This window comes from Mesorhizobium sp. YM1C-6-2, assembly GCF_003666685.1.
Classification (GTDB): Bacteria; Pseudomonadota; Alphaproteobacteria; order Rhizobiales; family Rhizobiaceae; genus Mesorhizobium_K.
Genome location: NZ_RCIZ01000004.1, coordinates 233,908 through 254,118, shown reverse-complemented (window position 1 = coordinate 254,118; position 20,211 = coordinate 233,908). Strand labels below are relative to the sequence as shown.

20 protein-coding genes are annotated in these 20,211 nt (G+C 64.0%); 12 read left to right on the top strand and 8 right to left on the bottom strand.

What is annotated here, in order from left to right:
• The first annotated feature begins 13 nt into the window (after positions 1-13).
• On the top strand, positions 14-946 hold the full coding sequence (locus D8676_RS13030; protein WP_183097087.1) for an SDR family NAD(P)-dependent oxidoreductase: 933 nt from the start codon (positions 14-16) through the stop codon (positions 944-946).
• A 91-nt stretch (positions 947-1,037) separates the two neighbouring features.
• On the opposite strand, the gene D8676_RS13025 is transcribed toward D8676_RS13030, so the two are convergent.
• Positions 1,038-1,901 (bottom strand): FecR domain-containing protein, encoded by an 864-nt coding sequence (locus D8676_RS13025; RefSeq protein ID WP_121581321.1) that lies wholly within the window; start codon positions 1,899-1,901, stop codon positions 1,038-1,040.
• Positions 1,902-2,140: 239 nt separating this feature from the next.
• On the opposite strand from D8676_RS13025, the gene D8676_RS13020 reads away from it, so the two are divergent.
• Entirely contained in the window at positions 2,141-2,479 is a 339-nt protein-coding gene (locus tag D8676_RS13020; RefSeq protein ID WP_147448191.1) for a hypothetical protein, read from the top strand.
• Between the two features lie 76 nt (positions 2,480-2,555).
• Here D8676_RS13020 and D8676_RS13015 read toward each other — a convergent pair whose 3' ends face one another.
• Positions 2,556-2,822, bottom strand: a complete 267-nt coding sequence (locus tag D8676_RS13015; RefSeq protein WP_183097086.1) for a hypothetical protein — start codon at positions 2,820-2,822, stop codon at positions 2,556-2,558.
• A gap of 186 nt (positions 2,823-3,008) precedes the next feature.
• Between D8676_RS13015 and D8676_RS13010 the strand changes: the two genes are divergently transcribed.
• Complete coding sequence (locus D8676_RS13010) at positions 3,009-4,121, top strand: pyridoxal phosphate-dependent aminotransferase (protein ID WP_121581319.1); 1,113 nt, start codon at positions 3,009-3,011, stop codon at positions 4,119-4,121.
• Between the two features lies 1 nt (position 4,122).
• Here the strand turns inward: D8676_RS13010 and D8676_RS13005 are convergent, their stop codons facing one another.
• Together D8676_RS13005 and D8676_RS13000 are read right to left on the bottom strand one after the other, a co-directional pair.
• Positions 4,123-5,250, bottom strand: coding sequence for a pyridoxal phosphate-dependent aminotransferase (locus tag D8676_RS13005; RefSeq protein WP_121581318.1), 1,128 nt, complete (start codon positions 5,248-5,250; stop codon positions 4,123-4,125).
• A gap of 91 nt (positions 5,251-5,341) precedes the next feature.
• Positions 5,342-5,806: an NUDIX domain-containing protein gene (locus D8676_RS13000; RefSeq protein WP_121581317.1), complete on the bottom strand. Its 465-nt coding sequence runs from the start codon at positions 5,804-5,806 to the stop codon at positions 5,342-5,344.
• Positions 5,807-5,869: 63 nt separating this feature from the next.
• Between D8676_RS13000 and D8676_RS12995 the strand changes: the two genes are divergently transcribed.
• Complete coding sequence (locus tag D8676_RS12995) at positions 5,870-7,030, top strand: isovaleryl-CoA dehydrogenase (RefSeq protein ID WP_121581316.1); 1,161 nt, start codon at positions 5,870-5,872, stop codon at positions 7,028-7,030.
• Positions 7,031-7,066: 36 nt separating this feature from the next.
• Here D8676_RS12995 and D8676_RS12990 read toward each other — a convergent pair whose 3' ends face one another.
• Positions 7,067-8,206: a PcfJ domain-containing protein gene (locus D8676_RS12990; RefSeq protein ID WP_121581315.1), complete on the bottom strand. Its 1,140-nt coding sequence runs from the start codon at positions 8,204-8,206 to the stop codon at positions 7,067-7,069.
• A 254-nt stretch (positions 8,207-8,460) separates the two neighbouring features.
• Here D8676_RS12990 and D8676_RS12985 point away from each other — a divergent pair, with 254 nt between their 5' ends.
• The 6 genes from D8676_RS12985 (at position 8,461) to D8676_RS12960 (ending at position 14,533) form a co-directional block, all read left to right on the top strand.
• Positions 8,461-10,068: a carboxyl transferase domain-containing protein gene (locus tag D8676_RS12985; protein WP_121581314.1), complete on the top strand. Its 1,608-nt coding sequence runs from the start codon at positions 8,461-8,463 to the stop codon at positions 10,066-10,068.
• Between the two features lie 220 nt (positions 10,069-10,288).
• Positions 10,289-11,233 (top strand): substrate-binding domain-containing protein, encoded by a 945-nt coding sequence (locus tag D8676_RS12980; protein ID WP_121581313.1) that lies wholly within the window; start codon positions 10,289-10,291, stop codon positions 11,231-11,233.
• Positions 11,234-11,334: 101 nt separating this feature from the next.
• On the top strand, positions 11,335-12,321 hold the full coding sequence (locus tag D8676_RS12975) for an ABC transporter permease (protein ID WP_121581312.1): 987 nt from the start codon (positions 11,335-11,337) through the stop codon (positions 12,319-12,321).
• 2 nt (positions 12,322-12,323) lie between these two features.
• Positions 12,324-13,118, top strand: a complete 795-nt coding sequence (locus tag D8676_RS12970) for an ATP-binding cassette domain-containing protein (protein ID WP_121581311.1) — start codon at positions 12,324-12,326, stop codon at positions 13,116-13,118.
• Positions 13,119-13,309: 191 nt separating this feature from the next.
• A complete protein-coding gene (locus D8676_RS12965; protein ID WP_121581310.1) occupies positions 13,310-13,936 on the top strand; it encodes a glutathione S-transferase family protein in 627 nt (208 codons plus the stop codon).
• Between the two features lie 114 nt (positions 13,937-14,050).
• Complete coding sequence (locus D8676_RS12960; RefSeq protein ID WP_245426781.1) at positions 14,051-14,533, top strand: DUF992 domain-containing protein; 483 nt, start codon at positions 14,051-14,053, stop codon at positions 14,531-14,533.
• A 79-nt stretch (positions 14,534-14,612) separates the two neighbouring features.
• Here D8676_RS12960 and D8676_RS12955 read toward each other — a convergent pair whose 3' ends face one another.
• Entirely contained in the window at positions 14,613-15,302 is a 690-nt protein-coding gene (locus D8676_RS12955) for an outer membrane protein (protein ID WP_121581309.1), read from the bottom strand.
• Between the two features lie 375 nt (positions 15,303-15,677).
• Between D8676_RS12955 and D8676_RS12950 the strand changes: the two genes are divergently transcribed.
• The gene (locus tag D8676_RS12950) at positions 15,678-16,442 is read left to right on the top strand and encodes a VOC family protein (protein WP_121581308.1); all 765 of its coding nucleotides are present in this window, start codon (positions 15,678-15,680) and stop codon (positions 16,440-16,442) included.
• A 3-nt stretch (positions 16,443-16,445) separates the two neighbouring features.
• Positions 16,446-18,449 (top strand): acetyl/propionyl/methylcrotonyl-CoA carboxylase subunit alpha, encoded by a 2,004-nt coding sequence (locus D8676_RS12945; RefSeq protein WP_121581307.1) that lies wholly within the window; start codon positions 16,446-16,448, stop codon positions 18,447-18,449.
• Between the two features lie 47 nt (positions 18,450-18,496).
• Here the strand turns inward: D8676_RS12945 and D8676_RS12940 are convergent, their stop codons facing one another.
• Positions 18,497-19,621: an ABC transporter substrate-binding protein gene (locus D8676_RS12940; protein ID WP_121581306.1), complete on the bottom strand. Its 1,125-nt coding sequence runs from the start codon at positions 19,619-19,621 to the stop codon at positions 18,497-18,499.
• Between the two features lie 282 nt (positions 19,622-19,903).
• A complete protein-coding gene (locus D8676_RS12935) occupies positions 19,904-20,164 on the bottom strand; it encodes a sel1 repeat family protein (protein WP_121581305.1) in 261 nt (86 codons plus the stop codon).
• Positions 20,165-20,211 lie beyond the last annotated feature (47 nt).

The following is a 20,211-nucleotide window of genomic DNA, read 5'->3' as shown; positions in this document are numbered from 1 at the left end:
CTCCGAGGTCGGGTTGATGTCACAGAATGGACTCCGTCCTTGCATCGTAGTGACCGGCGCCAGCAATGGTATTGGACAGGCGATGGCCAAGTCCGCGGCAAAGGGCTTTGTCGTCGTCCTGGTCGGCCGATCAGATGAACGCCTGACGGCTGTAGCCGAGGAAATACGCACCGAGGGAAGCGAAACGCTCACCTTGCAACTCGACCTGTTGGCGGACAACGCGGCAAGGCAGGTGAAGGACTTCCTCGACGCCAATGGCCTTGCCTGCCATGTCCTCGTCAACAGCGCAGGCCAAGGGCTCCAGGGCCTTGCGGCCTCACGTCCCCTGGATGCGCAACTGCGGATGATCGATCTCAACGTCCGCCTGCTGGTGGAACTCACCCTGACCTTGATCCCGGGCATGGTGGCGCGGCACGGCGGCGGGGTCATCAACCTGGGTTCCCTGGCGGGATTGATCCCCGGCCCCCAGATGGCGGTCTATTATGCGACGAAGAGTTTCGTGTCCTCCTTCTCGCAGGCTCTCTACGAAGAACTCCGCGGCACCGGGGTCACCGTTACCTGCGTCATACCGGGGCCGGTCGACACGGGTTTCCTGCACGGACGCGGGATCAAGGATCTGCCGCTGTTCAAATATATGCCGAGCTTGTCTGCGGAGGACGTAGCCGAAAGCGCCTGGCGCGGATTCCAGCGGGGCCGCCGCATGGTCGTGCCGGGAATAACGTCAAAACTTGCAGCCCTCGTTATGTCATTGGTGCCATTGCGCCTTGCCCTTCCGGTGATCAACCAGGTGCAGACGAGATGGGCCGATCCATGCCCATGCGGTTCGGGCAAGACATTTATCCGCTGCTGCGGGATGAAATCATCGACGCGGCGCCGCTTCGGGTTCGGCATTCCGGGGCTCCTGGAAAGGAAGCCGAAATCTCCAAAGGCGAAGCGAGTTCCCTAGACCGTTGACCAGAGTTACTGCCGAGCTTCGGCCAGAACAACGCGGTATGCTGCGGGCGGAAACTTGGCTGACTCATCAAGCCCGCCCGGCTCTATCTTCCCTTGTCGCTCTTCCCATTGGGTGAACCGTCACCACCGCCATTGCCCTTCCCGTTGTTGCCTTTGCCGGGGGACGGCGGAGAGGGTGGCGAAGGCGGCGACGGCGGCGACGGAGGATCGGGTGACGACGACGGTGCGCCTTTGGCACCGGTGCGTCCCGGCGACGGCGTCGGCGACTTCTCGAGCGACGCCGAAAGCTGGCACCCGCCGCCGACGCGGAATTTTCCCGACAGTCGCTGATGGCCGGAAATGAAAGGCAATGCGCGTGGCGAGCCAAGGTCTTTCAATATGCCGGCATGAACCCGCCTGGGATCGGTGATGCCACCTCCGGGCGTGGCCACGACTACGTCGCAGCGGCGCTTCAGTTCCCGGCAGCCGTTCCTGCCGCAGAAACGGGCTTGCCCGCTCAACAAGACGACCGCCGTCTTGCCGCCAGCGCCGACGAAGATGTCGAGCGCGGTGCCGCGGATACCGACCGTCCCTGCCGGCGTGTTGATTTTGTAGGCTGACGAAGGCGACCCGCCGCTGATCCAGCGGAAGCTGCCTTTTGCGGCCTTGATTGTCAGATCCTTGACCGAACTGCTGCCGTCGAAAACGAACTTGTCAATGACCACTGACGAGTTCCCTCCTACAGCGAATTTCGTGCCGTCGCGGAAGACGAATTCGCCGAGACCGGTGTTGGATGTCCTGATCCTCTCGTCCCGATACACGGGCGAGCGGGCGGCAAGCGTTCCGCCGCCACCAGTCACCGTCGTTTTGATGAGAACCGCTTCGCCGACCTTTTCGGCCGCAGTAGCGCTGCCCGCCGCAAGCGAAACGAACACTGCGACGAAGATGCTCCAACGCGATCTAGACATCCCCTGCATCCCGCGCGCAGCCAAGACGCTATCAATGAAGCCGACCTAACAAGCTTTCCAAGCTAGACCTAATTTAGCGGATGTCAATCGAGTTTACGTAGCGTTAACCAACCCTCGACGGGGCCGCCACGATCAACACCCGGCGCAGGAACACGTATTGGTCGCCCGCGCGAAGCCATTTGCGGCGGCTGATATTTCCTGCAACTATGGGATCAGAGGCATGTCCGTGGGTGATGCGCATGAAGCGATTGATCCTGTACACAGCGCTCGTCCTGGGTGGCTGCCAATCCACTGTCACCGAACCCGAGCAGACGACGGTGCTCGCCGGCGACTATCAGCTTCTCTCCGACTGTTTCTATCGGAAGGTCGCTACGGCACCCGGCTTCAAGAAGGTCGACGATCCTTCGACACGTACCAACACCATCGAAGGCCGCTCGAATGGCGGGCCGTCAGACAAGATCGCCTTCACAGCCACGGGGGACGGCATTACGAAAGTCCGCGCGCAACTCGCCACGCCGGGCGGAAGCGAGGCCTGGGCCGGCTATCTGTCGGCTTTGAAGGAGTGCGAGAACCCTTAGCGCGTGACTCACGCCAGGTCGCCGCAAACGGGACCGCCCGCGCAGAGGCGAGCGGTCCCGTTTGCATATATGCGGATCAGTTCGCCTTGAGCGCCTTCGGCTTGGCCGCGCCGCCGATCTTGGCGACCTGCGAACATTTGCCGTAGACGGTTCCGTTCTTGTCGGTGGCGTCTGTGTAGGTGCCCTTGCAGTCCAGCTGCAGCACCAGACACGAACCCGCGCCCTTGCAGACGGCGCCGCCGTTGCCGTCGGGAAGAGTACCGGCCGAAGCATTGCCGGCGAACATATTGACGGCGATCAGCGCGACATAACCGGCGACAATGTACTTGATGGAAGGTTTCATTGGTTTCTCCTTTCGAAAACGATCCTTCGCATCTTTGTCGCAGCGAGCCGGAAGAAGGTTCATGAGGATCGTCGCAGCTGCGGGCATCGCTGTTTCAGCCGGCTCCACCAACCATCGCCGCCATTGCACTTCGCCACGTTTCGAAGCAGAACGCCGATCGGAGCATCTCGCCGCCTGGAGTTTCCGATGGCCCAACGCCCTGCCCTCACGCCGCTCGTCGCCGCATTGCCTCCGACCGTTCCCTTCGTCGGACCGGAAGCGCAGGAACGCGACCGCGGCGGCCGCCCGTTCCGGGCGCGCATCGGCGCCAATGAAAGCAGTTTCGGCCCGGCGCCGTCGGTCATCACCGCCATGCGGGCCGCCGCACCCGACATGTGGATGTATTGCGACCCCGATAATTTCGATCTGAAGACCGCCATCGCCGCCCATCTCGGCGTCGGCTACCACAACGTCGTCGTCGGAGAAGGCATTGACGGGCTGCTCAACCTCGTCGTGCGCATGATGATCTCGCCTGGCCAGCCGGTCGTCACCTCGCTTGGCGCCTATCCGACCTTCAACTTCCACGTTGCCGGCTTCGGCGGACGGGTGGTCGCCGTACCTTACGAGAACGACCATGAGAACCTCGACGGCCTGCTCGCAGCGGTGAAGCGCGAAAACGCGCCGCTGGTCTATCTCTCCAATCCCGATAATCCGATGGGCACATGGTGGGAGGCGGCCGACATCATGCGTTTCGCCGAGGCGCTGCCGGAAACGACAATGCTGGTGATCGACGAGGCCTATGGCGAACTTGGCCCGGCGACCGCGCTGGTGCCGATCGACGTGTCACGGCCGAACGTGATCTGGATGCGCACCTTCTCCAAGGCCTACGGGCTTGCCGGCATTCGCTGCGGCTATGCCGTCGGCGAGGAAGGCTTCATCCGCGATGTCGAAAAGGTCCGCAACCACTATGGCGTCAATCGCATGGCGCTCGTCGCCGGCGAGGCCGCTCTCGCCGACCAGACCTATCTGGCGCAAGTGAAAGCAAAAGTCGCCGCCGGCCGCGACCGGATATCCGCGATCGCACGCGACAATGGGCTCTCGCCGATCCCGTCGGCCACGAATTTCGTCACCATCGACTGCGGCGCCGGCGGCGACTTCGCACTCAAGGTGCTGAAGGAAATGATCGCGCGCGACGTCTTCATCCGCAAGCCGATGGTGCCGGTGCTCGACCGCTGCATCCGCGTCAGCGTCGGTCTCGACCACGAGCTCGACATTTTTGCGGAAGAGCTCCCCAAGGCGCTCAAGGCCGCGCGCGGCTGACCTACTGCTCCCGCAGGACGCGCTCGAAGATCGCGAGACCTTCGAAAAACTTTTCGCGTTTCAGGAGCGCGAAGCCCAGGCGCATATGCTCCGGCTTGCCGAAACAGTCGCCGGGCGCAACCGGCACCCCGTTCGCGGCAAGCGCCTCGCAGAAGGGCCGGCTGTCACGGCCATCCAGGAACCAGGGGAAGCACACGGTGCCGCCCTCGGGCCCCGCCCAGCCAAGGACATCCGAGGCACGCTCCATGAAATCCGAGAGCACCGCAAGGTTCTCGCTCGCCACGGCATGCAGCCTCGACAGCAGCACCTCGCGATTGGCGAAGGCATGCACCGCGAGCCGCTCGAGCAGCGGCGAACTGCTGATGGTGAAGTAGCCGCGCGCATCGATCATCTGCTCGCGCCGCTTTGGGTCGCGCTCGACCAGCCAGCCGAGCCGCAGGCCGGCCAGCGACAGCGCCTTCGACATGTCGCCCATGACGTTCACATTGGGGATAGCAGCGGCCGACACCTGCTGCTCGCCGAAATAGAGGGGGTGGTAGACCTCGTCGACGATCAGCGATGCACCTTTCCGGTGCAGGGCGGCGGCCAGGGTCTCGATCTCCTCGCGCGGCATGACGGTGCCCGCCGGATTTTGCGGAGTGTTGACCAGCGCAACAGCGGTCCTGTCGTCCACCGCTTTCAACACGTCCTCGGCACGCTGCCGAAAGCCGTGCTCGCGCGACAGCCTGACATGGCGGACGTCCAGCCCCCAGACGCCGGCAACAGGATCGAAGGCCGGATAGCCCGGGTGCGGCAGCACCACGTTCGCGCCGGTCCGCGCCGCCGTACAGAGCAGAATGGAAAAGGCCTCCGACGCTCCGAGCGTGATCACGACCCAGTCCGGATCCACACCAAGGAAAGCGCCGATCGCGTCGCGCAGCGGCCGGCTGCCCTCCGGCGATGAATAGCCGAGGATCGTGTCGTCCAGGCTTGCGCCCTCTCCCAGCGCCAGAAGCTCGCGCACGGTCCATTTCGGCCCGGTGCTGGCCGCGAGATCATAAAGGATGGGCGGCGTCGCAAACCGGGCTTTCGACAGCCAGTGGTCGAGCTTGAAGGGGGTAGATGCATTGCGGCCTCCGGCAGAACCCAACACCAATTCCGATCAAGAGCGTAATTCGCGACAGCCAGCTAGGTCCATGCCTCGCGGAGGCTACTTTCTGGGCTACGTCGCTGCCGGCAGATCAGCCGCCCGCAAGCAGCGCCTCAAGCCTATCGAGCAGTGGTCGCTGGCCCTCGACCATCTTCTCGCGCGCCGCATCGAGACCGAACCACCCTGCCCTGTCGACCTCCGGAAAACTGGCTTGCCGCCCACTCCTTGGCGGCCATTCCATTTCGAATCTGTTGCTTTCCAGGCTCGCCGGTTCGAAGTCGCCCTCGACTGCGAAGGCTGTCACCGCCTTTCCTGCCTTCTGCCTTATCTCGCCGAGAGAGGTGAACTCTCCATCCAGCTTCCAGCCGGTTTCTTCCGTGAATTCGCGCCGCGCGGCCGTTTCGGCATCTTCGACGTCGGCATACTCGCCCTTGGGGATCGACCATGCGCCGGCGTCGCGTTTGGCCCAGAACGGTCCGCCCGGATGGACGAGCAGCACTTCGACCGCTTTTGGCCGCCTTCGAAAGACCAATACGCCTGCGCTCTGCTTCCTCATGTCCGAGCTTCCCTCATGAGGATTGTTGCCGCAAGATCGGAGCGGTGAGCCGAGGAGGAAACCATGTATCTGAACACGCTCGATTTCGGCTTTGGCGAGGAGATCGACGGCCTTCGCGACATGGTGCGCCGCTTCGCCCAGGAGAAGATTGCGCCACTCGCCGCCGACATCGACCGCTCGAACGAGTTCCCCACGCATCTATGGACGGAACTTGGCGAGCTCGGCCTGCTCGGCGTCACTGCCGATCCGGAGTTCGGCGGCTCCGGTATGGGATACCTCGCTCATGTCGTCGCCATGGAGGAGATTTCGCGGGCGTCGGCCTCGGTCGGCCTCTCCTACGGCGCGCATTCCAACCTCTGCGTCAACCAGATCAACCGCTGGGGCACGGCGGCGCAGAAGCAGAAATACCTGCCCGGCCTCTGCTCGGGCGAGACGGTCGGCGCGCTCGCGATGTCGGAGCCGGGCTCCGGTTCCGACGTGGTGTCGATGAAGCTGCGCGCTGAAAAGAAGAATGATCGTTTCGTGCTCAACGGCTCGAAAATGTGGATCACCAACGGTCCCGACGCCGGCACGCTGGTCGTCTACGCCAAGACCGATCCTGACAGGAAATCGCGGGGCATCACCGCTTTCCTCATCGAGAAAACGATGACCGGCTTCTCGATCGCACAAAAACTCGACAAGCTCGGCATGCGGGGATCAAACACCGGCGAACTGGTGTTCCAGGATGTCGAGGTTCCCTTCGACAATGTGCTCGGCGAGGAAGGGCGCGGTGTCGAGGTGCTGATGTCCGGCCTCGACTACGAACGCACTGTGCTCGCAGGCGGCCCACTCGGCATCATGGCAGCCTGCCTCGATGTCGCTGTTCCCTATGCACGCGAGCGAAAACAGTTCGGCCAGCCGATCGGCGATTTCCAGCTGGTGCAGGGCAAGCTTGCCGACATGTATTCGACCACGAGCGCCTCGCGCGCCTATGTCTATGCCGTCGCCGCCGCCTGCGACCGCGGCCAGACCACCCGCAAGGACGCTGCCGGCTGCATCCTCTATGCGGCCGAGAAGGCGACACAGATGGCGCTCGACGCGATCCAACTGCTCGGCGGCAACGGCTACATCAACGACTATCCGACAGGCCGCCTGCTGCGCGACGCCAAACTCTACGAGATCGGCGCCGGCACCAGCGAGATCCGTCGCTGGCTGATCGGCCGGGAGATGATGGGAGAAGATTAGCCCCACGCCGGCGTTTCCGCCGGCGCGGGTTCTTGGCTACAAGCGCCAGACCCCGTTCGCCTTCGCCCAGCGATCGAGCACACGGTTCTCTTCGCTCGTCGCGACGCGGTTGCCGAAGCCTCGCACCTGCACGGCGCGATGCCGCCGGTCGAGTTCGACCGTCAGCAGCCGCGACACGCTCTTGCCGCTCTTCAGCCTGAGAGACCAGATCGACGCATAGCCGGCGATGCACTTCTCCGCATAGGTCCACACGCAATGGTGCATCGCGCGACTCTCGGCCACGAGATCGCTCGCGCTGGTCAACTGCACCATCGCGTACTCCTCGCGCCGCGCCTTTGCCTCTTCGCCCGGCGGCCGCCACGACCAGTCGGGAAGGCCTGCGCCAGCCCAGCGCCCCACAGGAACTTGGCTCGCGAATGCCGTCTGGCGGCGCTGCATCGCCTCGATGCGGGCGATCGCCGCCACGTCACGATGCCACTCGTCCGACGCACGCCGCAGCGAAGCCAGCGTCCTGCCCTTCAGGCTGTAGCTCGCATCAGCCCGCAACCTTGCGGCCAGATAGTCGGCAAGATCGTCGATCTCTTCAGTCCCTGCCGCCTGGCTCGTGAACAGCCGCGCGGCGTCGCGCCAGAAGTTGATCTGGCTGCGCGGTGTGAACGCGATCTTCGACCGGGCGACACGGAACGCAGTTGCATCAGCTCCCATGCCCCGCGCGATGGCGAACCAGAAGGCCTGCTCGAAGTCGAGGCCATCCGGAGCGTTCAGAAAGGCGTGTACCTCCTTGCGCGACATCCACTCGGATGCGCCCGCCTTGTAGAGCGAGTCACCGCGCGCCACGGTGGCATACCAGCGCCTGCGCAACCTTTGCTCGGCAGGGTCGATGCCGTCATCGGACATCCAGATCACTTCCAGATGCGTACCGACGGGATATCGCGCGTAGAGATGGCGCGCGGCAGCAAGGCGAAGACGCCCGGGGTCGCGCGTCTTCAGCTTCGGCCGCCACATCGCGCCATCGCGGATCGCCTGGCCCGCAAGCCCGGCGCGCGCTTCGTCCAGCGCCCGCCCGAAATCCGGGGCGGGCCGAGCAGCGGCGAAGACACGCCGCAGCGTTATCTCATAGGCATTATCGCGCTGGCGCTCGGCCTCTTGCCGACGCCGGATCATGGAATGTGCCATGACATTTCAACCTCAAGGAATTGCAGTTCGCCGAACGCCATTCGAGCGTCGGCACGATAGGTGTCGAACTCGGACGGGATCTCACGGCTGCTCTCCTTTCGGGTTGAACGGGGCGGGCGCACTAACCCTGCGTTAAGGCGAAAACATGGCAGCCACCACTGGGCGGCGAGGTCCGGCAAAGACTAGCGGCTTGTGTGGCTAAACTGGTACATCGGGGCATGCCGATAGGCACGCCGCCGGAGGAATTGACACGCATGCCGTCCATCCAGTCCGCCATCTCCCTCGCCTCCGACACCTTCCGCGCCAATGCCGAACGCATGAAGACGCTGGTCGCCGACATCTCGGCCAAGGCGACCTCCGTCGAGCGCGGCGGCTCCGACGAGGCGCGCGAGCGTCACATCTCGCGTGGCAAGCTCTTGCCTCGACAGCGCCTCGCGCAACTCATCGACCCAGGCTCACCCTTCCTGGAGGTTGGCCAGTTCGCTGCCTGGGGCATGTATGACGATGACATTTCCTCCGCCGGTCTGATCGCCGGCGTCGGCCGCGTGTCTGGCCGCGAGGTGATGGTGGTCGTCAATGACGCAACGGTGAAGGGCGGCACCTACTATCCGCTCACCGTGAAGAAGCATCTGCGCGCGCAGGAAATTGCGCTGCAGAACAATTTGCCCTGCGTCTACCTCGTCGATTCCGGCGGCGCCAACCTGCCCAACCAGGACGAAGTGTTTCCCGACCGCGAGCATTTCGGCCGCATCTTCTTCAACCAGGCGAACATGAGCGCCGCCGGCATTCCGCAGATCGCCTGCGTGATGGGTTCCTGCACGGCGGGCGGCGCCTACGTGCCGGCGATGTCGGACGAGAGCGTCATCGTCCGCAACCAGGGCACGATCTTTCTCGGCGGCCCGCCGCTGGTGAAGGCCGCCACCGGCGAGGATGTCACCGCCGAGGAGCTCGGTGGGGCGGATGTCCACACGCGTCTTTCGGGCGTCGCCGACCACCTCGCCGAGAACGATGCGCATGCGCTGGCGATCGTCAGGCGCATCATCGGAAACCTGAATCGGAAGAAGGCGATAGGGCTCGACCTCAAGAAACCGATTCAACCGCTTTACGCGGCGGACGAGATTTACGGCATCGTTCCCGAGGACACACGAAAACCCTATGACGTCCGCGAGATCATCGCGCGCATTGTCGACGGCTCGGAGCTTGACGAGTTCAAGCAGAACTACGGCGTCACGCTGGTCACCGGCTTCGCGCATCTGATGGGCATGCCGGTCGGCATCATCGCCAACAACGGCGTTCTTTTTTCCGAAAGCGCGCTCAAGGGCGCGCATTTCATCGAGCTCTGCTGCCAGCGCAAAATCCCGCTGGTCTTCCTGCAGAACATCACCGGCTTCATGGTCGGCAAGAAGTACGAGCAAGGCGGCATCGCCCGCGACGGCGCCAAGCTGGTCACCGCCGTCGCCACCGCCCAGGTTCCGAAGGTCACCCTGATCATCGGCGGCTCTTTCGGCGCCGGCAATTACGGCATGTGCGGCCGCGCCTATTCGCCCCGCTTCCTTTGGATGTGGCCCAACGCCCGCATCTCGGTGATGGGCGGCGAACAGGCCGCGACCGTCCTGGCGCTGGTCAAGCGCGAAGGCATCGAGCGCAAGGGCGGCTCGTGGTCCGCCGAAGAGGAGGCCGCGTTCCGCGCGCCGATCCTCGAGAAATACGAGCGCGAGGGGCACCCGCTCTATTCCTCGGCTCGCCTCTGGGACGACGGCATCATCGACCCGGCAAAATCGCGCGAGGTGCTGGCGCTTTCCCTCTCTACCGCCCTCAACGCCCCGATCCCGGAGACGAAGGTCGGCGTCTGGCGGATGTGACCAGGACGCAATCGCGTCTGGCACAATCCTCGCCGATCTGATGCAATCTGATGGAACCTTTGATGGCATCCGCGTCCCTGCCGGCTAGCATCGAGGGTGGAGGCTTGCCATTCGGCAAGAAAGAGGGTGCACTCGCATCCGACCAGAGGAGGAACAGTCCGGACGTCGCTGGTGCCGCGCCCGGGCGTGCAGGTTTTGATACTAACGGGAGGAAACCCTTATGCTCAGTAAGTTGAGACTACTTGCGGCCGGCGCGGTGCTGGCGCTTGCCGTGCCACTGTCCGGCGGCGCCTATGCGGCCGGCAAGACGTTCTACTGGATTTCGCACGGCAGCCCGGCCGACCCGGTGTGGACCTATTTCCTCGCCGGCGCCAAGCAATGGGAGGCCGACACCGGCAACACGGTGAACACGTCGTTCCACAATGGCGACGTGGCGGCGCATCAGGAAGCCGTGCGCGCGGCCATCGCGGCCGGCGCCGACGGCATCACCACGACCAGCCCCGATCCGGGCAGCCTGGTCGAAGTGGCCAAGGAAGCCAACGCGGCCAAGATCCCGATCATCAACTTCAATACGCCCGATCCGACCGCCAGCTTCGACGCCTATGTGGGCGGCGACAACGTGGTCTTCGGCCGCGGCTGGGCGCAGTATCTGGTCGACAAGGGCCTTGTGAAGCAGGGCGATTTCGTCTGGATGCCGGTCGAAATCCCGGGCGCCACCTATGGCGTGCAGGAAGAAGAAGGCATCAAGAGCGTCTTCGAGCCGCTCGGCATCACCTACGAGATCACCGATTCGACGCTCGACCAGGCCGAGGTGATCAATCGCATGGTCGACTACCTCACCGCCAACCGCGACAAGATCAAGGCCATCATCGGCCTCGGCGACCTCGTCACCGGCTCGATCAAGCGCGTCTTCGACCAGGTCGGCGTGAAGCCGGGCGAAATCCCTGTCGTCGGCTGGGGCAACTCGCTCGACACCACGCAGGAAGTGCTGAACGGCTACGTGAACGCCGCGCAGTGGCAGGACCCGCAGGCGACGAGCTACGTCGCGCTGTCGCTCGCCGCCATGCAGGCGGGCGGCGTGCCGGCCGGCTTCAACGTCATCACCGGCGCGCTCTACGAGAAGGACACCGCGCAGGTCTACGACGACATCCTGTCCGGAAAGTGATCCCGGCAGCGTCGGCGGCTATCTGCCGCCGACGCATTCCGCGGCGCTGCAGGTCACGTGCGCCGCGACGCTCGACAACAAAAACTTGAGGCGGGGTCCAGTTGGAAAATCGCTCGATCGTCCGGAAGCTGATCGCTAGACCGGAATTCGGCCCGTTTGTGCTTCTGGTTCTGGAGATCGCCGTCTTCCAGACGCTGAACCACAATTTCCTGTCGCCGCAGAACATCTCCAACACGCTCGCCTTCACCGTCGAACTCGGCCTCATCGCCCTGGCGATGACACTGCTGATGACGTCAGGCGAATTCGATCTGTCCGTCGGTTCGGTCTTCGGCTTCTCGGCAGTGCTGATGTGGACGCTCTTCAACGCCGGCGTCACCTCGCTGGAGGTCGGCTTCCTGCTGACGCTCGTCACGGCAGCGCTCATCGGCTTCGTCAACGGCGTCTTCGTCACAAAACTCAAGATACCGTCCTTCCTCGTCACACTCGGCATGCTGCTCGTCGTGCGCGGCACCGCGCTCTTCGTCACCGACGGCTTCCCCCAGCGTACCTGGAACGCGGAAGGCAACTGGCTTGCCGAACTGCTCGTCGGCGATTTCTTCATCGGACCGTTCCGGCTCTACATGTCGCTCGTGTGGTTCATCCTGGCGATCGTGGTGCTGGGCTACATCCTGACGCAAAGCCGCGTCGGCAACTGGATCCAGGCGGCGGGCGGCAACCCGAACGCGGCGGCGGCCCGCGGCGTCAACGTCACCCGCGTCAAGATCGGCCTCTTCATGCTGTCCTCGGCAATGGCCGCCCTCGCCGGAATCATCAGCTCGATCCGCACGTCGTCGGCCAATCCGAACAGCGGCACCGGCTACGAGCTCGAGGTCATCGCCATGGTGGTCATCGGCGGTACGGCGCTGATGGGCGGACGCGGAACCATCATCGGCACCGTGCTCGGCATCCTGATCCTGCGCGTCATGCGCAACGGCATCATCATGGTCGGCGTGCCGGGACTGGCCTACAACATCTTCATCGGCGCGATCATCCTCGGCATGATGGCGCTGCATTCATGGCTCGAGCGCCGTCACCGGGCAGGAACATGACCATGCCAAATAATGGGCCAAACGGGAGCGAACCCCTGATCCGGATGGTGAATATCCGGAAATCCTACGGTCAGGTGCAGGCGCTGGTCGACGCGAACTTCCATGTCAACGAACGTGAGATCGTCGGCCTGCTCGGCGACAACGGCGCCGGCAAGTCGACGCTGATCAAGGTGCTTTCCGGCGCGGTTCCGCTTACCAGCGGCGACATCTTCATCCGCGGCAAGAAGGTCGATCTGAGGAACACAGGCGACGCCATCGCCCACGGCATCGAGACGATCTACCAGGACTCGGCGCTGGTCACGCAACTGTCCATCGCCCGCAACCTCTTCCTCGGGCGCGAGCCGCTCAAGGGACCCCGCTTCCTCAACCGAATGGACCAGGCGGCCATGAACGATGTCGCCAGCGGGCTCCTGAAGAAGGTCGGCATAAGCAAGAACATCCCGCCGACCACGCCGATCGGCTCGCTGTCGGGCGGCGAGCGCCAGGCGGTGGCGATCGCGCGCGCCATGCATTTCGACAGCGACCTGATCATCCTCGACGAGCCGACCAACAATCTCGGCGTCGCCGAGACGCAGGGCGTGCTCAACTTCGTCAGGGGTGCGCGCGATTCAGGCCATTCCTGCATCTTCATCGCGCACAACATCCACCATGTCTTCCAGGTGGTTGACCGCATCGTCGTCATGCGCCGCGGCAAGGTGGTGGCCGACGATATCGACCCGAAGAAGACGACGGTGGAAGAGGTGGAACGCATCATCACCGGGATGTCGGAGGCGGACATCAAGGCGGCGGTCTCCTGACCCTCTCGGATGAGGATCGGGTGATCGCTTAAGGAGCCTGGCGGCTTCCCGCGTCAAACCCTCCCAAGCCCGAACTTGGAGGATCACGGACCGACGGCCCTGCACCTGATGTCAGCAGCCGTTCCGCCCCGGCCTTGTCGCTACACGGCTCCGTGTGACACTCTCCGGCCCGCTCCGGAGCACGAGACACAATGATCCTCATAGGCCAATACGATTCCTCCTTCGTCCGCCGCGTCGGCATCGCGCTGAAGCTCTATGAACTCCCCTTCGAGCATCGCCCGTGGTCGGTGTTTTCCGACAAGGAGAAGATCAGGCCGCTGAACCCGCTGATGCGCGTTCCCGCACTCGTCCTCGACGACGAGGACGTGCTCGTCGACAGCCACCTGATCCTCGCCCATCTGGAAAGCCTGGCGCCGGCCGAGCGTTCGCTGCTGCCCGCCGCCGAGCCGGACCGTCATCGCGCGCTCAAGGTTGCGGGCCTTGCCACCGGGCTTGCCGACAAGGGCGTCAGCCTGTTCTACGAGCAGCGTCTCCATAACCAGGTCTCGCCGCTCTGGGTCGAGCGCTGCCGCGCACAGATCGCCGGTGCGCTTTCGATCCTGGAGGAGGACCGTGCCGAACGGCAGAGCGAATACTGGTTCGGGGGTCGCATCGGCCATGCCGACATCGCGGTCGCCTGCGCCATCCGCCACACGAAGGAAGCCCTGCCGGATGTCATCGCGATGCAGGACTACCCCAACCTTTATTCGCACTGCGAGCGACTAGAGGAATTGCCCGTCTTCCGGGAGATCAGCCAGCCCTTCATCGCGCCGGCCTGAAGCGACGTCCCTCCCGTTCGCAAAATGACATCGCATACGCCCGGCAATTGCCGATAACGCTGGGGAAGGTTAAAGCGTAGGCGTCAAGTCGACAAAACGAGGGAAACCACGAGAATGGCAAATGCACCGCTTATGCTGCGCCTCGCACCGCTCGCCGGTGCTGCGCTTGCGCTTATGATCACCGGCCCGGCCTGGTCCAAAACCCAGATCGGCATGCTCAAATGTGACACGTCGATCGGCATCGGCGAGATCCTGGTACGCAAGCAGACCATGACCTGCGTGTTCACCCACACCGACGGCAAGACTGAAAACTACACCGGCAAGGTCCACCAATACGGTGTGGAGATCGGCATGGTCGAGGAAGGTCATCTTGCCTGGGCCGTGTACGCCGTCTCGCCCGCCTCGGGCACCGGCGCGCTGGCAGGCAAATATGGCGGCGTCGACGCCGCCGCGGCAGCGGGCATCGGGCTCGGCGCCGACGTTCTGGTCGGCGGCACCGGCGAGGCCTTCTCACTGCAGCCGCTGGCCGTAGAAGGCGAGCCCGGCATCGGCATCGCCGCCGGCGTCGAGCAGGTCGAGCTCGTCGCGGCCAATTGAGCAGGATCGCTTCGCCACAAAGCAAGACGCCGGCACGAAGGCCGGCGTCTCGACTGTCCCCCTGGCGCCTCGCGCCGGGTTAGAACTTGTATGCGATGCCCAACCGGACGTCGTTGGTCGACAGATCGACCGATCCGCTTCCGTCGCCGATATTGAAATCGAAATCTCCGAAATCGGTATAACGGTATTCGGCGCGCCCGATGATGTTGTCGGTGAAGGCGTAGTCGAGACCTACGCCGATCGTCCAGCCGACAGCCGTATCGTCATCGCTTCCGAGCGACGCCGGAGCGAGACTGAATATCTCGGCATCCATTTTTCCGAACGCCACGCCGCCCGCGACATAGGGCAGGAAGCGGTCGACGGCGTAGCCGAGGCGCCCCCTCACGGCGCCTTCCCAGTCGAGTTCGCTCTGGATCGAGCCGATAAGGGTTCCGCCGCCGTCGAAGGCGGACGCGTCGTCGTCCGCGCCAGTCCAGGCGAAATCCGCGTCGATGCCGAGCACCACGTTGTTGGTGAACTGGTAGTTGTAGCCGACGTAGAGACCACCCAACCAGCCGTCAGGTTCGACCGACGCGACCGAGCCGTCATCGGCATCGAGATCGCCGTCGCCCCAGAGATATCCGACCTGGCCGCCAATGTAGCCGCCTGTCCAGTTGAATACGGGAGCTACGTAAACTTCGGGAGGGGATTCGACGACGACTGCGTCAGCCGCCAATGCGTAGCCGCTCATCGAGCACAGGAGGGTAGAGGCCAGGAGAATCTTCTTCATCTCAGACTCCGCATCAACCCACCCGAACGAACTTTAGCACAGGCATTTTTCCTGAACAGTTGAGCAGATGAAGTCCGGCGATTTTCTGCGGAACCGTTGCAAATCGACAACAGGCTTTTCTCGTAGAAAATCCGTCTTTGCTTTGGTCAATATTGTTGACGCTCTGGACCTTGACTGTTCCGGAATTTGGCAGGCTTCGAAATTTGACTTTCGTAACACGGCCAATCGGCATTGTCGCCGTGATCTACCGACAGACCGCAGCGCCCGGCGTCCTGTCAGGAGATGCGCTTCACCACGTCCGCGCCGGTTTGCGCCCTCCCCCTGCGCCTCGTAACATGCACGCCTGCGGAGGCGCGACAGCCAAAGGAGGACGACATGGCATCCGAATTCTTCTGGTACGAGTTGATGACGACCGACGTCGCTGCTGCCGAGGCTTTCTACAAGAAGGTGGTTGGCTGGACGTCTCAACCCTTCGAGGGTTCGGGGGTAGACTATGTGGTCTTCAGCGCCGGTGAGCGCGGCGTCGCCGGTGTGATGCTGCTTCCCGAGGAAGCCAAGGCGATGGGCACGCCGCCCTGCTGGATGGGTTATGTGCACGCCAAGGACGTGGATGCCGCAACGGCGAGCGTGCAGAAGGCGGGCGGGGCGGTACATCGCGAACCGTCCGACATTCCTGGGGTCGGCCGTTTCTCGGTCGTAGCCGATCCGCAGGGAGCAGCCTTCATGCTGATGAGCCCGTCCGGCCCCGACGAGCAGCCGATCCCGCGCACGGCACCCGGCCATGTCGGCTGGCACGAACTCTATGCAGGCGAGTACAAAGCTGCTTTCGGCTTCTATTCGAAGCAGTTCGGCTGGACCAAGGTGCGCGACTTCGACATGGGCGAGATGGGCATCTACCTGATCTTCGGAACCGGAAGCGACGAAGGCGTCGGCGGCATCATGACCAAACCGCCGCAGATGCCGATGCCCGCCTGGCAGTTCTACTTCAACGTCGACGACATCCAAGCCGGCGCAAAACGCATCACCGACAATGGCGGCAAGATCACGATGGGACCGATGGAGGTTCCCGGCGGTAGCTGGGTCGTCAATGCGCAGGACCCGCAGGGGGCGCATTTCGCGCTGCTGGCAGCGAAGAAATAGGGCATGTTCAGGAAGATCCTCATTGCCAATCGCGGCGAGATCGCCTGCCGCATCATCCGCACCGCCCGCCGCATGGGGGTCGCCACCGTCGCCGTCTATTCGGACGCGGACGCCGGCGCCCTCCACGTCGGCATGGCCGACGAGGCGGTCCATATCGGCCCCTCGCAGGTCGGCGAAAGCTATCTGCGCGACGACAGGATCATAGCCGCCGCGATCAATACGCGCGCCGAGGCCATCCACCCGGGCTACGGCTTCCTGTCGGAGAACCCTGATTTCGTCGACCAGGTGACTGCGGCGGGGCTCGTCTTCATCGGCCCGTCAGCCGCCTCGATCCGGGCAATGGGCCTGAAGGACGCTGCCAAGCGGCTGATGGAGCGCGCCGGCGTACCGGTCGTTCCCGGCTATCACGGCGAGGCGCAGGAGCTCGTCCTGCTCGCTACCAAGGCGCGGGAAATCGGCTATCCCGTGCTGATCAAGGCGCGCGCCGGCGGCGGCGGCAAGGGCATGCGCAAGGTCGAGCTGGCGGATGATTTCGCCGAGGCGCTGTCCTCGGCGCGGCGCGAGGCGAAGGCAGCCTTCGGCGACGACCGGGTGCTGGTCGAGAAATATGTCGACCGGCCGCGCCACATCGAATGCCAGGTCTTCGGCGACAATTTTGGCAATGCCGTTCACCTCTTCGAACGCGACTGCTCGGCGCAGCGGCGTCACCAGAAGGTGATCGAGGAGGCCCCTGCCCCCGGCATGTCCGAGGCGATGCGCGCGGCGGTGACCCAGGCTGCGGTCACGGCGGCTAAGGCGATCCGCTATTCGGGCGCAGGCACGATCGAATTCATCGCCGACGCATCGGAGGGGCTGAGGCCCGACCGCTTCTGGTTCATGGAGATGAACACGCGCCTACAGGTCGAGCATCCGGTGACCGAGATGGTCACCGGCCTCGACCTCGTCGAATGGCAGTTGCGCGTCGCAGCTGGCGAAAAGCTGCCGAAGACACAAGACGAGATCACGCAGTCGGGTCATGCCTTCGAGGCGCGAATCTATGCCGAGGACGCCGCGCGCGGCTTCCTGCCGGCCACCGGTAAGCTGCATCACCTGAGGTTCCCCGCCACCGGCCCGGCACTCCGCGTCGAGACCGGTGTGAGAGAAGGCGACACGATCTCGCCGTTCTACGATCCGATGATCGCCAAGCTCGTCGTGCACGGGCCTGACCGCGCGGCAGCGCTCGATGCCCTGTCGAGTGCGTTGGAATCCACCGAGATTGCCGGGTCGGTCACCAACATCGCTTTCCTGTCGGCACTGGCGCGCGATCCTGATTTCGCCGCGGGTGATGTCGATACGGCGCTCATCGCCCGCAAGCTCGATACGCTGACGACGACACCGGCCCCCTCACCCGAAATCGTGTCCGCCGCCATGATTGCCGCCGCCGGTCTCGATACCCTGCCGCAGGACGACGATCCGTGGTCGTCGCTTGCCGGCTATACGCATTTCCATCCGATCGAGCGGCGCGTCGGCATCGGCTTCGGCGATGAGCGGATCGCAGCGGATGTTTCGGTGGCGGACTGGCGCGCGACGATCGCGGCATTTCCTGTTGAAGGTAACGGCGAAGCAAGCGCAGGCGCGCAACCGGACGTGTCGTCCGTGATGCTGCGCACCGTCCCGCCTTCAACGGCGGAGACGCTCCGCACCGCCCGCTGGCCCGGCCACGTCACCGTGTTTTCGGATGGCGCGTCCTTCGATTTCGTGCTGCCCGATCCCTTCGCCGAAGCCGCCAAGGCCGAGGCAGCCGTCGGCAGCATGCGCGCCCCGATGCCGGGCCTGGTGAAGATCGTGCGTGCCGCCAAGGGTGATGCGGTCACAAAGGGCCAGCCACTGTTGGTCCTCGAGGCGATGAAGATGGAGCACACGATCGCCGCGCTACATGACGGCGTCGTCGCCGAGATCGTCGCGGAAGGCGCACAGATCGCCGAAGGAACCGTGCTCGTCACGTTCGAGGAAGCCGTCGCCCCGTAAAGAAAAAGGCCGGGCGGACCCGGCCTTTCATGGTCGGCTAAATCGGATTATGGCTTGATCGGCGCGTACTGCCCGTCATGCCACTGGTTGATGTCGTAAGTGGCATCCTTGATGTCACCCTTCTCGTCGAACGTGATCTGGCCGACGACCGTGCTGATCGGCTCGCCGTTCTTGAGCGCTTCGGCGACCTTCATCGGATCGTCCGTGCCGGCGCGCTCGATACCCTGGGCCACGGCCTGGACCACGGCATAGGAAAACAGGGTGAAGCCTTCCGGCACGAAGCCGCTGGCCTTGATCTTCTCGACCGCTTCCTTGGCCTCGGGCTTGGACTGCGGGTCCGACGGGAAGACGAACATGGTGCCCTCGCCCGCCGGCCCGGCAACCTGCCAGAATTCCGGCGAGGCGATCGAGTCGGGCATGATCAGCTGGAACTTGAAGCCCTGCTCGGCGGACTGGCGCAGGATCAGGCCGGCCTCGGGGTGGTAGCCGCCGAAATAGACAACGTCGGCCTTGAGTTCCTTCATCTTGGTCACCAGCGCGGAATAGTCCTTGTCGCCGGCATTGATGCCTTCGTACATGACCTCGTTCAGGCCGCTGGTGTTCATCGTCGCCTTCACCGCATCGGCGACACCCTGACCGTAAGCGCTCTTGTCGTGCAGGATGACGACGTTCTTGTCCTTGTACTTCTCGGCGATCCACGGCCCGATGAATGCGCCCTGCGCATCATCGCGCGTGTAGAGGCGCATGATCGTCGGCCAGCCGCTCTCGGCGGCAGCATCGGTGAGCACCGGATTCGAGGAAGCCGGGCTCATCATCAGCACGCCCGCTTCCGCATAGACCGCGGACGCCGGTATGCTCGAGCCCGAGCAAGCGTGCCCATCGATGAACTTGATGCCTTCCGCCACGATGCGGTTGGCAACCGAGACCGCCTGTTTCGGATCGCAGACGTCATCCTGGATAGAAAGCTTGATCTGGCGGCCGTTTACGCCGCCCGCCGCATTGATGGCGTCGGCAGCGGCCTGTGCGCCCGTCTTGAACTGGTCGCCGATGGTCGCGAGCTGCCCGGTGATCGGGCCGGCGACCGCGATGACGATATCTTCCTGGGCGCGGGCGCCCTGCGCGCCGAACGCAAGGCCAAGTGCCGCGGCACCGATGATTGTCGTGAGTTTCATTCGAGCTTCTCCCCCTGATGACCCGAAAATGGTGAGTGAAATTATTGCGGAATGCAAGACGATCCACGCAATTGAGCGGCGGCGCCAACGGACGATGCCGCATCCAAACGCGAAAGGCCGCGCCGGCTCTTTGTCCGATCGCGGCCTTTTGGTGGTTGCCGCCGGGTCGTCCCCACGCCCCGGCATCGCCTCTGCCCTGTCGTCACAGCGCGGGTTGACCCGCGTCTTTTGCCGGCCGGGCCGTCTTCGCGGCCTCGGCCAATTCATCGCCTGACCCGGAGATCAGTGCATCGTCATCCACTCGCGCGCTTCGCGCAGCGCCTTGGCGATATCGGCCTTCGACATCGTGGCCGACAGTTCCGAGCGCAGTTCCGCCGCGCGGACCGAGCCCTTGATCGCGGCGATGTTGAACCATTTGTGGGCGGCGACGATGTCGGTGTCGCAGTCGCGGCCGGTCGCATACATCATGCCCAGTTCGAAAAGGATGTCCGCCTGCGCGCCAGCGCTACCGAAACCCTGCTCAAGCATTTCAAATCGTGCCATTTTTATCCCCTGTCACAACTCCAGAGAGCGGCTCCCTTTTGTGTCCC

Excerpts from the sequence above, each read along its gene's own strand:
- D8676_RS13025 (WP_121581321.1), bottom strand. The coding sequence starts at position 1,901 with ATGTCTAGATCGCGTTGGAGCATCTTCGTCGCAGTGTTCGTTTCGCTT.
- D8676_RS13020 (WP_147448191.1), top strand. The coding sequence starts at position 2,141 with ATGAAGCGATTGATCCTGTACACAGCGCTCGTCCTGGGTGGCTGCCAA.
- D8676_RS13015 (WP_183097086.1), bottom strand. The coding sequence starts at position 2,822 with ATGAAACCTTCCATCAAGTACATTGTCGCCGGTTATGTCGCGCTGATC.
- D8676_RS13010 (WP_121581319.1), top strand. The coding sequence starts at position 3,009 with ATGGCCCAACGCCCTGCCCTCACGCCGCTCGTCGCCGCATTGCCTCCG.
- D8676_RS13000 (WP_121581317.1), bottom strand. The coding sequence starts at position 5,806 with ATGAGGAAGCAGAGCGCAGGCGTATTGGTCTTTCGAAGGCGGCCAAAA.
- D8676_RS12995 (WP_121581316.1), top strand. The coding sequence starts at position 5,870 with ATGTATCTGAACACGCTCGATTTCGGCTTTGGCGAGGAGATCGACGGC.
- D8676_RS12990 (WP_121581315.1), bottom strand. The coding sequence starts at position 8,206 with ATGGCACATTCCATGATCCGGCGTCGGCAAGAGGCCGAGCGCCAGCGC.
- D8676_RS12985 (WP_121581314.1), top strand. The coding sequence starts at position 8,461 with ATGCCGTCCATCCAGTCCGCCATCTCCCTCGCCTCCGACACCTTCCGC.
- D8676_RS12980 (WP_121581313.1), top strand. The coding sequence starts at position 10,289 with ATGCTCAGTAAGTTGAGACTACTTGCGGCCGGCGCGGTGCTGGCGCTT.
- D8676_RS12970 (WP_121581311.1), top strand. The coding sequence starts at position 12,324 with ATGCCAAATAATGGGCCAAACGGGAGCGAACCCCTGATCCGGATGGTG.
- D8676_RS12965 (WP_121581310.1), top strand. The coding sequence starts at position 13,310 with ATGATCCTCATAGGCCAATACGATTCCTCCTTCGTCCGCCGCGTCGGC.
- D8676_RS12960 (WP_245426781.1), top strand. The coding sequence starts at position 14,051 with ATGGCAAATGCACCGCTTATGCTGCGCCTCGCACCGCTCGCCGGTGCT.
- D8676_RS12955 (WP_121581309.1), bottom strand. The coding sequence starts at position 15,302 with ATGAAGAAGATTCTCCTGGCCTCTACCCTCCTGTGCTCGATGAGCGGC.
- D8676_RS12950 (WP_121581308.1), top strand. The coding sequence starts at position 15,678 with ATGGCATCCGAATTCTTCTGGTACGAGTTGATGACGACCGACGTCGCT.
- D8676_RS12945 (WP_121581307.1), top strand. The coding sequence starts at position 16,446 with ATGTTCAGGAAGATCCTCATTGCCAATCGCGGCGAGATCGCCTGCCGC.
- D8676_RS12940 (WP_121581306.1), bottom strand. The coding sequence starts at position 19,621 with ATGAAACTCACGACAATCATCGGTGCCGCGGCACTTGGCCTTGCGTTC.
- D8676_RS12935 (WP_121581305.1), bottom strand. The coding sequence starts at position 20,164 with ATGGCACGATTTGAAATGCTTGAGCAGGGTTTCGGTAGCGCTGGCGCG.